Below are 13,850 nucleotides of genomic sequence, written 5' to 3' on the forward strand. Positions count from 1 at the left end.
CGTTCGGGGGAGGCGCGCGCGGAACGGCCGACAGTAGCGTGCGGAGGGGTCCCACCGTTCGTCCACGGACGGTGGCCCCGTACAGAGCCGTCTGATGGGAGAACCCCCGTGCCCCTCGCCCGAAGCGCCGCGCTGGCCGCGGCCTCCGGACTGCTGCTCACCGCCGTGGCCGCCCCCGCATCGGCCGCCCCCGGCCCGGAACCGGAGTGGCGACCGTGCTCCGACGTCGCCCGGGGGTGGGACGAGAGCGACGACCGCACCCTGTGTGCCACCGTTCCGGTGCCCATGGACTACGAGAACCCCGACGGGCGCACGATCGACATAGCGGTGACCCGTGTGCCCGCCACCGGGGAGAACGCCTACCCCATCCTGTTCAACCCCGGCGGCCCGGGGCATCCGGGCGTGACCACGCCCGGGAGCATCCTCGACAGCGAGGCCGCGGACCTGGGACTGAACCACGACCTCGTGGGCTTCGATCCGCGCGGGGTGGGCTACAGCGACGCCGTGGACTGCGGTCTGGAGGGGACCGCCCCCGACCCCGGCCTGAGCGACGAGGAGAGCGCACGGCACGTCGCCGAGGAGCAGAGCCGGATCAACCGCGAATGCCACGCCCGGGACCCCGAGTTCGTGGACTCGCTGACCGCAGAGAACGTGGCCCGGGACATGGACCTGATCCGCGAGGCGCTGGGAGCGGAGACGATCGGCTTCTACGGGGTGTCCTGGGGGACCCTGCTCGGTGCCGCCTACAGGTCGATGTACGACGACCGGGTCGAGGCCATGCTCCTGGACTCGGTGATGTCGCCCGAGGCCAGTGTCACCGTGTTGGACGAGGGGCAGGCCATGGGCGCCCAGGCCGCGTTCCACCGCTTCGCCGACTGGATGGCCGGGCACGACGACCACTACGGGCTCGGCGCGGACGCCGACCGCATCCGGGAGGAGGTGTACGGCCTGCGGGAGGAACTGACCGAGGAGCCCCGCACCGGCCCCGACGGGACGGTCGTCGACGGCTACGCCGTGACCGCCCTGCTGGCCACCCCCGAACGCGAATGGCCCGCCAACGCCCGCTCCCTCGTCACGCTCCTCGACGGGGGCGTGCCAGGGGCGGGGGCCGCCCGCGGAGCGGTCTCCGGCGCCGGTTGGGACTCCGAACCCGTCTTCGACTCCTTCGCGCAGGTGTCGCTGCTCTGCAACGACTCCGACAGCCCGCGCGACTTCGACCAGGTGTGGCAGAACCGGTTGGAGCGGGCCGAACGGTACCCCGTCATGGGCACCCTGGGCTTCTACGAGCACTCCTGCGTCGGGTGGCCCGAGGAGGGTGCGGCTCCCGACCTGAGCCGCGGGGACAGCCCCCTGCAACTGGTGGGCCACGTCAACGAGATGATCACCCCGCACGACTGGGCGCTGGACATGAGGCGGGTCGTCGGCGGAGAGGTCATGAGTGTGGAGGACGACGGGCACGGAACCCTCTCCGGCCTGGACTGCGCTGCGGCGGCCGTCGACTTCTTCGACACCGGGCGGACCACCACGCGGACGTGTCCGGGACCGCCCGCGCCGACCCCCGAGGGCTGAGGACGGGTTCGCCTCCGGCGGTGCGTCCTCCCCTGTCCCGGATGCGGGGAGGGGAGGGCGCACGGCGTGCCCGGATGGGCTTCAGCGGTCGGCGGCCTCCGGGTGGGCGGCGGCCCTGACCGCCTCGCGCGCCTGTTCGGCGCTGGAGGCGGCGACCGCGAGGTCGGCCAGTCTGCGGCAGTCGCTGTGGGTGTGCAGGGCCAGCGCGTGGCGCACGGCGGGCAGCGCGGGCGCGGACATCGACAGGCTGGTCGCGCCCAGCCCCACCAGCACCAGTGCCAGCAGCGGGTCGGCGGCGGCCTCGCCGCACACGCCCACCGGGCGTCCCGAGCGCTCCCCCGCGCCGCCGACGGTGCCCACCAGCTGGAGCAGCGCGGGCTGCCAGGGGTCGAGCAGGTCGGGCAGCGCTCCGAGGGTGCGGTCGGTGGCCATGGTGTACTGCGCCAGGTCGTTGGTGCCGATCGAGACGAAGTCCACCCGGGACAGCAGCCGGTCGGCGAGCAGCGCCGCGCCGGGCACCTCGATCATCACGCCGACCTGGTCGAGCCCGGCCTCGCGGGCGAGGGAGACGAACTCCTCCGCCTCGTCGGGCGTGGACACCATCGGCGCCATGACCCGGACCTTGGCGGAGGTCTCCCGGGTGGCGGCGGCGATGGCCGTGAGCTGGTCGGTGATCAGGTGGGGGTGCACCCGCGAGGTGCGGAAACCCCGTACGCCCAGCGCGGGGTTGTCCTCGTGGCCGGTGGACGCGAAGGCCAGGGGCTTGTCCGACCCGGCGTCCAGGGTCCGCACCGTGACCGTGCGCCCGGCGAACGCCTCGAACAGGGCCGTGTAGGAGGCGGTCTGCTCCTCGACGGTGGGCGGGTCGGAGCGCTCCAGGAAGAGGAACTCGGTGCGCAGCAGCCCCACGCCCTCGCTGTCGTGGGCGCCGGCCTTCCGGGGGTCGCCCTCCCCGACGTTGAGCAGCAGCGAGACCGGGACGTCGTCGGCGGTCCGGCCCGGACCGGTGGCCCGGGCCAGCAGCGCGCGCCGCCGCTCGGTGCGCTCGCGCATCCGCTCGGCGAGCTCCTCGTCGGGCTCGACCTCGACCGTTCCGGCGTCGCCGTCCACCGCCACCGGCGTCGCGTCGCGCAGTTCGGCGGCCCCCGCGCAGCCGACCACGGCCGGGATGCCGAGCGACCGGGCCAGGATGACCGTGTGGCTGGTGGGTCCGCCGTAACGCGTGACGATGGCGAGCACGCGCTCGACGTCGAGCTGGACGGTGTCGGCGGGTGCGAGGTCGTCGGCGACCAGCACGTGCGCGACGCCGGGGTCGGGCAGCCCGGGCATCGGCAGTTCCAGCAGCACGGCGGTGGCGCGGTCCCGGATGTCGGCGAGGTCGGCGGCGCGTTCGGCGAGGTAGCCGCCCGCCGCCTGGAGCAGCTCCTGGTAGGCGCCGCAGGCCGCGTGGACGGCCCAGGCAGCGGGGTCACCGGCCTCGGTGCGCTCGGCGGCGCGGCGCGCGAGCTCGGGGTCGCGGGCCATGAGCGCCTGGGCGCTCAGCACGGCCGCCGCGTCGCCCTGGAGGTCGGCGGCCCGGCCTTCGAGCAGGACGGCCACCTGTTCCAGGGCCTGCCGCGCCCGCGCGGCCTCCTCTCCCGCGTCCACGACGGTGGGCCGCTGGTCGGGCAGGGACGGCGGTGGGGCCATCCGCGCCACCGGGCCGACTGCGGCCCCCGGGCTGGCGGGGATACCCGTCAGCCGGGTGTCACCAGCTGCGGCGGGGAGGGGTTCGGTCTTCGCCATGGTCGCTCCGTACGTCGGGAAGGGCCGGGGGTGGTGTGGACGGGGCCCGTCAGGGTCGGCGCCCCGCCGGAGCGCCCCGGTCCCCGGACGCGGGGAGCGCGGGCGCCGCCGTGCCGACGGTGCGCGGGCCGCGGGTCGCGGCGGGAGGTCGGCTGCGCGGGGCGGTGGAGATGACGGGCGGTTCGCGTGTCCGGCAGAAGTCTTGTGTGTCCAGGAAACCGCAGGGAGGCGGGCGGCGGTAGCCCCTGTGGACAACCCGGGAGGACGGGGCGCGACCGCGCCCGCACGTCGCGGGAAGCCGCCGGACCCGGGCGGGCGGGTACCGTCGCCGCACCGGGGCGGCGACGGTACCGCCTTCGCGCACGCGCGCTGCGGCTGGGCGCTACGGCTGGATGGTCACCTTGATCGCGGTGCCCGAGGCCACCGTCTCGATGGCCTTGTGCACGTCGGACAGGGACATCCGCTCGGTGATCAGGTCGGCCACCGGCACGGCGCCGGAGGAGATCAGCTCCAGGGCGCGGCGGTTGTGCTCGGGGCTGGAGCCGTTGGCGCCGAAGATCGAGATCTCCCGGTAGTGCACGGCGTTGGAGTCCAGCTGGATGATCGGCGCGTCCTTGGGCAGGCCGCCGAAGAAGCTGATCCGGCCGCTGCGCGAGACCATGCGCAGCGCGTCCTCCTGGGCGCGCCCGGAGGCGGCGGCGGTGATGACGACGTCGGCGCCCCGGCCGTCGGTCAGGCGGAGCACCTCCTCCACGGCGTCGGTCTCGGCGCCGCAGACCGAGGCGTCGGGCTGGACGATGTCGGCGGACATGTCCAGGCGGCCCCGGTTGATGTCCACCAGGTAGACCTTCGCGGCGCCGCGCGCGCGGGCCAGCCGGACGTGCAGGCAGCCGATCGGACCGGCGCCCATGACCACGACCGTGTCGCCCTCGCCGACCCCGGCGATCTCCTGGCCGTTGAGCACGCACGCCAGCGGCTCGGCGACGGAGGCCTCGGCCAGGTCGATGTTGTCGGGGACGCGGTTGACCCCGTCCACGGCCAAGACGGACTCGGGGATGATCATGTACTCGGCGAAGCCGCCGTCGTAGTGGTAACCCATGGACTCCTGGCGCGAGCACACGGTGAACCGGCCGTCGGAGCACTCCACGCAGGTGCCGCAGGGGATGGCGGCGATGACCTGGACGCGGTCGCCCTCGGCCCAGCCGGTGACGCCCTCGCCCACCTCGACGATCCGCCCGGCGATCTCGTGGCCGATCACGCGGGGCGGACGGATGTGGTGGTGGCCGTGCCGGGAGATCTTCACGTCCGTGCCGCACGTGGAGCAGTTGACGACGGCGATCTTGAGCTGTCCGGGTCCGGCGGTCGGCTCGGGGGCCTGCTCCAGTCGGATGTCACCGGGGGCGTAGAAGCGGGCGACGAGCATGTTCGGGCCTTTCTGCTGGGCCCGCCGGCCCTGGGTCAGGGGACCGGCGGGTGGTTCGGTTGGGCTCAGCCGTCCTGTAGGGGGCCGAGCAGTTCGAGGACGTCGGACGTGGTGCCGGCGGAGCGCAGGCGCGCCGCCTTCTCCGGGTCGGTGAGGATCCCCGCCAGCGAGGACAGCACGCCCAGGTGCTCGTCCCCGGAGGCGGCGATGCCGATGGCCACGTGGACGGTGGGGCCGCCCCAGTCGACCCCGCCGGGGAACTGGACCACGGCCAGCGCGGTGCGCTTGACCAGGGCCCGCGAGGCGTCCGTGCCGTGCGGGATGGCCACGCCCTCGCCGACGAAGGTGGGGATGGAGGCCTCCCGCTCGTGCATGGCGGGCACGTAGCCGGGTTCGACGGCGCCCAGTTCGACGAGCAGGGCGCCGCACTGGTCGATGGCGTCGGCCCGGTCGGCGGCCTCGCGGCCCAGCCGGACGGCGTCCTCGGTCAGCGCCAGATCACTCGGCAAGGGTGCTCCCGTTCTTCACAGCCTGCTCCAGGCGGGTGAACGCCGGGTCTCCCAGGAACATCTGGAAGCTGATCACGACGGTGCCGGGCACCCGGGTCCGGGCCCGGTCGACCAGCCCGGTGTGGCACAGGACCACGTCGGCGCCCTCGGGGATGCGGTCGACCGGGGAGTGCTCGACGGACACGCCGTACGGGGACAGGGTCTTGCTCAGCTGCGAGGTGAGCAGGACGCTGCTGCCCATGCCCGCGTCGCAGGCGACGACGACCTTCTTGATGTCGGAGCCCTCGATAGTGCTCATCAGCTGTTCTCCTGGTTCTGAGCGGCTTCCTGCTGGGCCTTCTCCTCGCGCTCGGCCTTGCGCTCGGATCGGCCGAAGCCGAGCAGGAGCGAGGCGATGACGAAGGAGACGATGGTGGCGGCGACGACCCCGGCGAGGACCGACAGGTGACCTCCCTGCGGGGTGACCGCCATGATCGCGATGATGCTGCCGGGGGAGGCGGCGGAGACGAGACCGGCGTCCATGATCATGAAGGTCGCGACGCCGGACATGCCGCCGCCGATCGCGGCGAGGATCAGCTTGGGCTGGGCGAGGATGTACGGGAAGTAGATCTCGTGGATCCCGCCGAAGAAGTGGATGACGGCGGCGCCGGGCGCGGTGGCGCGGCTGACCTTGGAGCCGAAGAACATCAGGGCGAGCAGGATGCCCAGGCCCGGTCCGGGGTTCGACTCGATGAGGAACTCGATGGCCTTGCCGTCGGCGACCGCGCGGGCCGTGCCCAGCGGGGTGAAGACACCGTGGTTGATGGCGTTGTTGAGGAACAGCACCTTGGCGGGCTCGACGATGACCGAGACCAGCGGCAGCAGGCTCAGGTCGATGAGGAACTGCACGCCCTTGCCGAGGCCGGTGGCGATGCCCTCGACGACCGGGCCGACCGCGTAGACGCCCAGGGCCGCCAGGAGCGCGGCGAGGATGCCGGCGCTGAAGTTGTTGACCAGCATCTCGAAGCCGGCCTTGATGCGGGGCTGGACGACCCGGTCGAACTGCTTCATGAGGTAGGCCGCGAACGGACCCATGAACATCGCGCCCAGGAACATCGGGATGTCCGCGGAGACGATCACGCCCATGGTCGCGGCCGCGCCGACGACGCCGCCTCGCCTGTCGTGCACCAGCGCGCCGCCGGTGTAGGCGATCAGCAGCGGCAGCAGGTACTTGATCATCGGGTCGACGAGCCCGGCCATCTGCTCGTTGGGCCACCACCCGTCGGGGATGAACAGGGCGGTGATCAGGCCCCAGGCGATGAACGCGCCGATGTTGGGCATCACCATGCTCGACAGGAACCCTCCGAAGCGCTGTACTCCGGAGCGCACCGCGGTGAGTCTGTCCGTGCTCTGCTGTGTGGTCATGGGGGACCTCCTGGGAGGTGCGACGGGCGGGGAGCCCGCCGATGAGGTGGGGAGGGGAAGTGGGTTTCGGTTTCGGTGTGGGTGGGCGCGGGGCGATCCGGGGCGGGGCGGTTCCGGACGGTGGAACCGCCCCGCTCGGTGTCCCGCCGTGGTCAGACCACCTGGACTCGGGGTCCGGCGGCCTCCAGTTCGTCGGCGAGACCGCTGGCGAGACCGGTGTCGGTGATGACCAGATCGAGGTCCTCGACCGCGGCGAAGCGGGCGAAGTGGTCGTTGCCGACCTTGGTGTGGTCGGCGAGCAGGACGCAGCGGCGGGCCGAGGCGATCATGGTCCGCTTGACCTCCGCCTCCGCGGGATCGGGTGTGGTGAGCCCGCGTTCGGTGGAGATCCCGTTCGCCGCGATGAAGGCGACGTCGACGTAGGACTCGGCGAGGGAGCGCAGCGCCCAGGCGTCGACGGTGGCCTGGGTGCGGGTGCGCAGGCGCCCGCCGAGCAGCATGAGGTTGATGTGTGTACGCGGGGCGAGCGTGAGGGCGATGGACAGGGAGTTGGTGACGACGGTGAGTTCGCGGTCGGCGGGCAGCTGCTCGGCGAGGCGTCCGGTGGTGGACCCGGCGTCGAGCAGGATCGCGCCCTCCTCGGGGAGCTCGGCGAGAGCCGCCTTGGCGATGCGTTCCTTCTCCTGCGTCATGACGGAGTCGCGCACGTTGAGGGCGGGCTCGAAGCCCAGCCGCTCGACGGGGATCGCGCCACCGTGGACCCTGCGCAGGACCCCGTGGCGTTCGAGCGCCGTGAGGTCGCGTCGGATGGTCTCGTACGTGACGTCGAACTCCGCGGCGAGCCCTGTCACGTCGACCCGGCCGTCCCGCCGGGCGCGTTCGAGGATCGCCTTCTGGCGCTCTTCCGCGTACATGTTGGATCACCTGTGTTTCGGTGTGGTTTTCTGTGAGTTTAATGGTGTTGCCTGGGACACACAAGAGGTACCTTGAACCAATATCCCAGCAACACAGCTCGCAGCGAAGCCCCTACGGTCCGCCGAAGCCACCAGGAGCGTTTCGCCTCCATCCGACTGCGCCCGCACGCCGGGGCACCGGTGACGCGACCCCCAGGGCCCTGTGACCGACAGTGGCCAAAACCGGAAACCAGGGCACAACAGCATTGACACACGCAGGCAAACACACATAATCAAAGGTAGTCCCACATCCGGACCGGGCCGGGCGCAGCCACCTCGAAAAGAGCACCCATGATCCTGACCCTCACCCCCAACCCGAGCGTGGACCACACCCTGGAGGTCAGTCACCTGACCCGCGGCGAGGTCCTGCGCGTGGGCTCCACCCGCGCGCAGGCGGGCGGCAAGGGCGTCAACGTCTCCCGCGCGCTGCGCCGTGCGGGCGTGCCCACACGGGCGGTACTGCCCGTGGGCGGCGGCGGAGGCGCCGAGCTGACCGCCCTGCTCGGGGACCTGCCCTGCGTCGCCGTCCCCATCAAGGGCGAGACGCGGGGCAACATCGCCGTCACCGAGGACGACGGCACCACCACCAAGCTCAACGCACCCGGGCCCGTGCTCTCCCCCGAGGAGACCGACGCCCTGCTCTCCGCCCTGGAGAGCGAACTGGACCGGGGCCCCGCGTGGGTGGTGGCCAGCGGCAGCCTTCCCTCCGGCTCCCCCGACGACCTGTACGTGCGCGTCGCCGAACTGGCCGTCTCCTACGGGGTCCCCCTGGCCCTGGACACCTCCGGCAAGCCCCTGGAGGCGGCGGCCCGCGCGGGGTCGGTGTCCCTGCTCAAGCCCAACCACGAGGAGCTGGCCGAGCTGATCGGCCGGGAGCTTCCCACCGTGGGCGCGGTCACCGAGGCCGCCCGCGAGGTCCTGGGGTGGGGCAACGGCTCCGCCCTGGTGACACTGGGGGGCCACGGTGCGATACTCGTGGATCCCGAGCACACCTGGTGGGCGCACGGGCCCGCGGTCCGCGCGCGCAGCACGGTGGGCGCGGGCGACTGCGCCCTGGCAGGGTTCCTGGGCGCGGACGGCTCCCCCGAGGACCGGCTGCGGCACGCCGTGGCGTGGGGAACGGCCGCGGTCTCCCTGCCCGGAACCACCGTCCCCTCCCCCGACGACGTGGCCACCGACGCGATCACCGCGGTGGCCGACCCCGACCCGCAGTGGCCGGTCGACACGCTCTGACCCGGGCCTCCCCGCCCACCCGACGATCTCCCGACGACTCCTCCGAGGACTTCCATGCCCCAGCGCACCGTGGCCATCGCCTCCCAGCTCGGCCTGCACGCCCGCCCCGCCAGCCTGTTCGTCCAGGCCGTCAACGGCACCGGCCTGCCCGTCAAGATCGCCCGCGAGGGCCAGGACCCCGTGGACGCCCGCAGCGTGCTCGCCGTGATGGCGCTGGGCGCCAAGCACGGCGAGACGGTCACCCTGTCCTGCGAGGAGCAGGAGAACGCGGACAAGGTCCTGGACGAGCTGGTCGAGATGCTGTCCCGGGAACTGGACGCCTGACGGACGCCTGACCCGCGGGCTCCGCGCGGCCCCCGCCCGGACGCGGGCCGTCCCCCTCGGGGCGGCCCCTCCGGGGCGCGGGGCCGCCCGGCCCCGGGCCTCCAGGCCAGTCCGGGCACGGCACGGGACCACCCGCCCCCGGCCCTCGGTGTCGGCCCGGACACGGCACGGAACCATCCGGCCCTGGTCCTCGGGGTCGGCCGGGGCTACCTTGCTGCCATGGACACCTCACGTGACGACACCGTCATCGGCCCCTCGGGGATCTGCAGGCGGGGGCAGCACGACTGGAAGCACGATCCCCCCGGGGCGAAGCGGCAGGTCTGCACCCGGTGCCGCTCCATGTCCACGACGAACTACTGCGACTGCGCCGAGTGCGCGCCCGGCGGCGCGCAGGTCTGAGCCCCGCGGAACCCGGGCGGCGCCCGGCCCCCGCCGGGACAGGGCTCAGACCCCTCGTGTCACACCGATGACGGTTCCGGTCGGCCCGTCAGGACTCCCCCCGCTGAACACGGTGGACCTTGTGCTGGGCGGCCTGCGCGCGCGGACGCACCACCAGCAGGTCGATGTTCACGTGCGGGGGCCGCGTGACCGCCCACACGATGGTGTCGGCGACGTCCTCGGCGCTCAGCGGGTCGGGCACACCGGCGTAGACGGCGTCGGCGGCCCCGGAGTCCCCGCGCATGCGGTTGAGGGCGAACTCCTCAGTCCTGACCATGCCCGGCGCGATCTCCAGTACGCGCACCGGTTCGCCGCACAGCTCCAGGCGCAGTGTGGCGGCCATGCTGTGCGCGCCGTGCTTGGCGGCCACGTACCCGCCGCCGCCCTCGTAGGCCGTGTGGCCCGCCGTGGAGGAGACGACCAGAACGGTGCCGTCCCCGCTGGCGATCAGCTTGGGCAGCAGGGCCTGGGTCATGTTGAGCACGCCGATGACGTTGACCTCGTACATGGCGCGCCAGTCGGCGGGGTCGCCTTCGGCCACGGTCTCGGTGCCGATCGCGCCGCCCGCGTTGTTGACCAGGACCTCGCACGAGGTCAGGGAGTCGGCGAAGGCGTCGACGGCGGCCCTGTCGGTGACGTCGAGGACGTGGGCGCGGGCGCTGCGGCCCTCCCCGGCCAGTTCCTTCGCCAGCGCCTCGATCCGATCGGCGCGGCGGGCGACCAGGACCACGTCGTAGCCCTGCTCGGCGAGGCCGCGCGCGGTGGCGGCCCCGATCCCGCTGCTGGCCCCGGTGACGACGGCGGTCGCTGACATGGTGGTTCCTCCCGGAAGTCGCTGTCACGCCGAGCGTAGCCGGTGGCCGTGCCCGGTCCGTCGGGAGGAGGCGGCGGTCCGGCCGCCCGGGTCCGGGCGCCGGTCGCCGAGCCCCGCCCCGAGGGGCGTCGCCGTCCGCGCGGGACCCGCGCGGGCCGGCCCCGGCGGGGCCGGCCCTCCGCCGCGTCCTCGGCCACACCGGAGCCGGTCGACCGGGCGTTACGCGTTCCGTGCTTCCATGAGGGGTGCTCGCCGACCTGACGCGTGTCGGGGGCGGCACGCGCCATGCGGGCGAGGACGAGGGGGACGGACCGGTTGCGGGGTATCGATATCCGGGAGCTGGAGTGCTTCCTCGTCCTTGCCGAGGAACCGCACCCCGGGCACGCCGCGGTGCGGCTGGGCGTCCCCGTGGAGACCGTGGACCAACTGCTGCGCGCCTTGGAGGAGCGGATCGGCGCCCCTCTCCTGGACCGCGCGGGCCCGCGCCCGTGCCTCACCCCGTTCGGCGAGGAGTTCCTCCACGCCCTGCGGCCCGCCTACCAGAACCTGGCGGCGGTGGTGGACGGCGCGCGCGACCGCGCCCACGGCGGTCCGTCCACGGTCCGCCTCGGCTTCCGGGGCAAGGTGCACGGCCCGGTGGCCGAGGCGGTGCGCGCCTTCGAGGAGCGCGAGCCCGGCACGCGGGTGCGGATCGTGGAGACGGCGCACTCGGACCCGTTCGGCCCGCTGCGCGAGGGCGAGGTCGACGCCGCCGTCGTCCTGCTGCCGGTGCGCGAACTCGACCTGGTCGTGGGCGCGGTCTTCTCCCGCCAACCGCAGCGGCTCGCGCTGCCCGCCGACCACCCCCTCGCCGCGCGTGCGGGCGTCGGGGTCGAGGACATGGCCCGGGTCTCGCTCATCCCGGTCCGGCGGACCCCCGACCACTGGCTGCGCGTCCACGCCCCCACCGTCACACCCCTGGGCAGGGCCATCCGCCACGAGACCGGCGTGGACACCCTGCGGGAGGGGTTCTCCCAGGTCGCGGCCGGGAGGGGCGCCATGCTGCTGAGCGGCGACGTCGCCGACCACGCCGACCGGGACGGGCTCGTCCTCGTCCCGGTCAACGGTCTGCCGGAGTCATCCCTCGGCCTGGTGTGGCCGCGCGGGGACCGGCATCCGAGCGTGCCGGTCCTGGCCGCCGCCCTCGCCGACGCCCTGGGCTGAGGAGCGGGCCGAATCCGTCACGGGTGCGACCGCACGGGGCGTCCGTGGTCCGCGGCCCTGCCCCTCACTCCTGCTGGTGGTGGGCGCGGTGCTTCTTCTTGGGCACGTCGCGCATGTCCACGTAGGGCTCCTCGTCCACCGGCTGGCCGCCGGAGACGGCGCGTCCGCGTTCGATCTCGGCGTTGAACTCCTCGCCGAGCAGGATCGCGATGTTGGTGATCCACAGCCACACCAGGAAGACGACCACCGTCGCCATGGTCCCGTAGGTCCTGCCGTAGGACGCGAAGTTGGCCACGTAGAAGGCGAAGGCGGCCGAGGCGAGCAGCCAGAGCACGACCGCCAGCACGCTGCCCGGGCTGACCCAGCGGAACCCGCGCTTGGCGTTGGGCGAGGCCCAGTACAGGAGCGCGATCATGAACACCACGATGAGCAGCAGCACCGGCCACTTCGCGATGTTCCACACCGTCACCACGGTCGAGCCCAGGCCCAACAGCTGCCCGACCCAGGCCGCGGCACTGCCGGTGAGGGCGACGCCGACCACCGTCAGGGACAGCAGGACGACCATGAGCAGGGTGACGCCGACGCGGATCGGCAGCGTCTTCCAGATGGGGCGCCCCTCGGGCACGTCGTAGACGACGTTGGAGGCGCGCATGAAGGCCGCGATGTAGCCGGAGGCCGACCACAGGGCGATCGCCAGGCTGACCAGGCCGAACACGCCTGCGGCCGTCTGGTTGCCCTGGAGGTTCTCGATGGCCGTCGTCACCAGCCGCGCGGCGTCGGCGGGCATGGTGGCGGAGATGTTGTCGGTCAGGGTCTGTGTCGCGGACGGCCCGGCGAGGCCGAGCAGCGACACCAGCACGAGCAGCGCCGGGAAGAGCGACAGGATCGCGTAGTAGGTGAGCCCGGCGGCGAGGTCAGCCAGCGCGTCCTCCTTGAACTCGCCGACGGTCCGGCGCAGCGACGCCCACCACGACGACGCCGACATGTCGGTCGGTTTCTCGGCCTCCTCCGGGGAGGAACGTCCGTCGTAGGCGTCCGAGGAGTTGCGTCCCACCATCTTCCCGCTCCTTCCCTCACCGGTTCCGGGCCGGGCCCCGGACAAGGCGGGGCGAAGGGCCTCGGGGGCCCTCGCCCGACGCGCGTCGGCGCCTTTCCGGTCGCACGCCCGTGGGTGCCCGCCCACGGGTGCCCGGCCCGGGGGCGTTCCCCCGGGCCGGGGCGGGACTCAGGAACCGCGCATCTCGTCCTTGGCGGCCCTGGCCTCGTCGCGGGCGTGCTCGCCGGTGGTCTGCGCGGCCTCGGAGGCGCTGCCCTTGAGGTGCTCTCCAGCGGTCCGCGCGGACTCCACTGCCTGCTCCTTCACGTGGGTGGCCGACTCCGCGACCGCCTGGCGCGCCGGTTCGATCGCGTCGGCGTGCTCGCCCACCCGCCGGGCCGCGCGCTGCTCCGCACGGCTCTCGGAGAGGACGGACGCGGCCAGGAGGCCGGCCCCGAAGGCGATCAGTCCCGCGGCGATGGGGTTGCCCCGGGTCTGGTGCACGGCCCGCTCCGGCAGCGACCTGGCCATGCCGACCGCCTGGTCGGTGGTGTGCCGGATCCCCTCGGCCGCCTCACCGGTCGAAGGGGCCGAACCCATGATCCGGTCCTTCAGGTCCCGGGTCCCGTGCCGGACCCTGCGGGTGCGCCGGTGCACGACGTTGCGCGGGTTGGCGTGGTCCACCAGCCGGTCGGTGTCGTGGGTCAGCTCGGAGCGGGTCCGCTCGATGTCCTGTCTTATCTGGTCGGGTGTTTCGCCCATTGCGCGTCCTCCTTGAGGGTCTCGATGGTGCGTTCCGGTTTCGGAGAGACCTCGCGCATGCGGTTGCGGCCCATGACGGCCAGGACTGCGCCGACGATCGCCCACACCACCGCGACGACCAGCGCGGCCCAGCCCAGGCCGATGAGTTCCGCCAGCCCGAACATGGCCGCGAGGCTGACCAGCAGCAGTGCCAGGTACCCGGCCACCGCGGCCCCGCTCAGCAGGCCTGCGGCCTTGCCGGTCTTGACCGCCTCCTCGCGCATCTCGGCCTTGGCCAGCGCGAGTTCCTGACGGAACAGCTTCTGCAGGTCTCCGGTCACCGCGCCGAGGAGTTCGGAGAAGGACTGCTCCTCCTCGCCCGTCTCCCGCCGTGCTCCGGGAATGGTCGCCATGTCAG

General features: G+C 73.3%; 15 protein-coding genes. 5 read left to right on the plus strand and 10 right to left on the minus strand.

Features of this window, described 5'->3' with window-relative positions; all coding sequences use genetic code 11:
• Positions 1–108: 108 nt before the first annotated feature.
• A complete protein-coding gene (locus tag ACSTA4_RS26275; protein WP_444961418.1) occupies positions 109–1,569 on the plus strand; it encodes an alpha/beta fold hydrolase in 1,461 nt (486 codons plus the stop codon).
• Positions 1,570–1,650: 81 nt separating this feature from the next.
• Here ACSTA4_RS26275 and ptsP read toward each other — a convergent pair whose 3' ends face one another.
• The 6 genes from ptsP to ACSTA4_RS26305 all read right to left on the minus strand — a co-directional run bounded on the left by ptsP (position 1,651) and on the right by ACSTA4_RS26305 (position 7,604).
• Complete coding sequence (gene ptsP / locus ACSTA4_RS26280) at positions 1,651–3,354, minus strand: phosphoenolpyruvate--protein phosphotransferase (RefSeq protein ID WP_444961419.1); 1,704 nt, start codon at positions 3,352–3,354, stop codon at positions 1,651–1,653.
• A gap of 382 nt (positions 3,355–3,736) precedes the next feature.
• Positions 3,737–4,777, minus strand: a complete 1,041-nt coding sequence (locus ACSTA4_RS26285) for a zinc-dependent dehydrogenase (protein ID WP_248772224.1) — start codon at positions 4,775–4,777, stop codon at positions 3,737–3,739.
• 65 nt (positions 4,778–4,842) lie between these two features.
• The gene (locus ACSTA4_RS26290; RefSeq protein WP_212642595.1) at positions 4,843–5,286 is read right to left on the minus strand and encodes a PTS sugar transporter subunit IIA; all 444 of its coding nucleotides are present in this window, start codon (positions 5,284–5,286) and stop codon (positions 4,843–4,845) included.
• Complete coding sequence (locus ACSTA4_RS26295) at positions 5,276–5,584, minus strand: PTS lactose transporter subunit IIB (RefSeq protein WP_013155222.1); 309 nt, start codon at positions 5,582–5,584, stop codon at positions 5,276–5,278. The genes ACSTA4_RS26290 and ACSTA4_RS26295 overlap by 11 nt, the downstream gene beginning before the upstream one ends.
• Entirely contained in the window at positions 5,584–6,690 is a 1,107-nt protein-coding gene (gene mtlA / locus ACSTA4_RS26300; protein ID WP_444961420.1) for a mannitol-specific PTS transporter subunit IIC, read from the minus strand. Before mtlA ends, ACSTA4_RS26295 begins: the two co-directional genes overlap by 1 nt.
• A 152-nt stretch (positions 6,691–6,842) precedes the next feature.
• On the minus strand, positions 6,843–7,604 hold the full coding sequence (locus ACSTA4_RS26305; protein WP_444961421.1) for a DeoR/GlpR family DNA-binding transcription regulator: 762 nt from the start codon (positions 7,602–7,604) through the stop codon (positions 6,843–6,845).
• A gap of 330 nt (positions 7,605–7,934) precedes the next feature.
• Between ACSTA4_RS26305 and pfkB the strand changes: the two genes are divergently transcribed.
• The 3 genes from pfkB (at position 7,935) to ACSTA4_RS26320 (ending at position 9,599) form a co-directional block, all read left to right on the plus strand.
• Positions 7,935–8,876 carry a 1-phosphofructokinase gene (pfkB, locus tag ACSTA4_RS26310; RefSeq protein WP_444961422.1) on the plus strand — a complete coding sequence of 314 codons (942 nt, stop codon included), beginning with the start codon at positions 7,935–7,937 and terminating at the stop codon, positions 8,874–8,876.
• Positions 8,877–8,930: 54 nt separating this feature from the next.
• Positions 8,931–9,200, plus strand: a complete 270-nt coding sequence (locus ACSTA4_RS26315; protein WP_017563625.1) for an HPr family phosphocarrier protein — start codon at positions 8,931–8,933, stop codon at positions 9,198–9,200.
• Between the two features lie 219 nt (positions 9,201–9,419).
• Positions 9,420–9,599 carry a hypothetical protein gene (locus ACSTA4_RS26320; RefSeq protein WP_444961423.1) on the plus strand — a complete coding sequence of 60 codons (180 nt, stop codon included), beginning with the start codon at positions 9,420–9,422 and terminating at the stop codon, positions 9,597–9,599.
• A gap of 88 nt (positions 9,600–9,687) precedes the next feature.
• Here the strand turns inward: ACSTA4_RS26320 and ACSTA4_RS26325 are convergent, their stop codons facing one another.
• On the minus strand, positions 9,688–10,452 hold the full coding sequence (locus ACSTA4_RS26325; RefSeq protein WP_444961424.1) for an SDR family NAD(P)-dependent oxidoreductase: 765 nt from the start codon (positions 10,450–10,452) through the stop codon (positions 9,688–9,690).
• Positions 10,453–10,767: 315 nt separating this feature from the next.
• On the opposite strand from ACSTA4_RS26325, the gene ACSTA4_RS26330 reads away from it, so the two are divergent.
• Positions 10,768–11,655: a LysR family transcriptional regulator gene (locus ACSTA4_RS26330; protein WP_444961425.1), complete on the plus strand. Its 888-nt coding sequence runs from the start codon at positions 10,768–10,770 to the stop codon at positions 11,653–11,655.
• 64 nt (positions 11,656–11,719) lie between these two features.
• Here the strand turns inward: ACSTA4_RS26330 and ACSTA4_RS26335 are convergent, their stop codons facing one another.
• The 3 genes from ACSTA4_RS26335 to ACSTA4_RS26345 form a co-directional block, all read right to left on the minus strand.
• Positions 11,720–12,712, minus strand: coding sequence for a YihY/virulence factor BrkB family protein (locus ACSTA4_RS26335; protein ID WP_444961426.1), 993 nt, complete (start codon positions 12,710–12,712; stop codon positions 11,720–11,722).
• A gap of 168 nt (positions 12,713–12,880) precedes the next feature.
• Complete coding sequence (locus tag ACSTA4_RS26340; protein ID WP_444961427.1) at positions 12,881–13,453, minus strand: DUF3618 domain-containing protein; 573 nt, start codon at positions 13,451–13,453, stop codon at positions 12,881–12,883.
• Positions 13,429–13,845, minus strand: a complete 417-nt coding sequence (locus tag ACSTA4_RS26345; RefSeq protein ID WP_444961428.1) for a phage holin family protein — start codon at positions 13,843–13,845, stop codon at positions 13,429–13,431. The genes ACSTA4_RS26340 and ACSTA4_RS26345 overlap by 25 nt, the downstream gene beginning before the upstream one ends.
• Positions 13,846–13,850: the final 5 nt, after the last annotated feature.

The organism is Nocardiopsis sp. M1B1 (assembly GCF_052466615.1).

Bases quoted from the DNA above. Each gene is read 5' to 3' on its own strand.
- ACSTA4_RS26335 (WP_444961426.1), bottom strand. From the start codon at position 12,712: ATGGTGGGACGCAACTCCTCGGACGCCTACGACGGACGTTCCTCCCCG.
- ACSTA4_RS26340 (WP_444961427.1), bottom strand. From the start codon at position 13,453: ATGGGCGAAACACCCGACCAGATAAGACAGGACATCGAGCGGACCCGC.
- ACSTA4_RS26295 (WP_013155222.1), bottom strand. From the start codon at position 5,584: ATGAGCACTATCGAGGGCTCCGACATCAAGAAGGTCGTCGTCGCCTGC.
- ACSTA4_RS26325 (WP_444961424.1), bottom strand. From the start codon at position 10,452: ATGTCAGCGACCGCCGTCGTCACCGGGGCCAGCAGCGGGATCGGGGCC.
- ACSTA4_RS26320 (WP_444961423.1), top strand. From the start codon at position 9,420: ATGGACACCTCACGTGACGACACCGTCATCGGCCCCTCGGGGATCTGC.
- ACSTA4_RS26305 (WP_444961421.1), bottom strand. From the start codon at position 7,604: ATGTACGCGGAAGAGCGCCAGAAGGCGATCCTCGAACGCGCCCGGCGG.
- ACSTA4_RS26285 (WP_248772224.1), bottom strand. From the start codon at position 4,777: ATGCTCGTCGCCCGCTTCTACGCCCCCGGTGACATCCGACTGGAGCAG.
- ACSTA4_RS26345 (WP_444961428.1), bottom strand. From the start codon at position 13,845: ATGGCGACCATTCCCGGAGCACGGCGGGAGACGGGCGAGGAGGAGCAG.
- ACSTA4_RS26315 (WP_017563625.1), top strand. From the start codon at position 8,931: ATGCCCCAGCGCACCGTGGCCATCGCCTCCCAGCTCGGCCTGCACGCC.
- pfkB (WP_444961422.1), top strand. From the start codon at position 7,935: ATGATCCTGACCCTCACCCCCAACCCGAGCGTGGACCACACCCTGGAG.
- mtlA (WP_444961420.1), bottom strand. From the start codon at position 6,690: ATGACCACACAGCAGAGCACGGACAGACTCACCGCGGTGCGCTCCGGA.
- ptsP (WP_444961419.1), bottom strand. From the start codon at position 3,354: ATGGCGAAGACCGAACCCCTCCCCGCCGCAGCTGGTGACACCCGGCTG.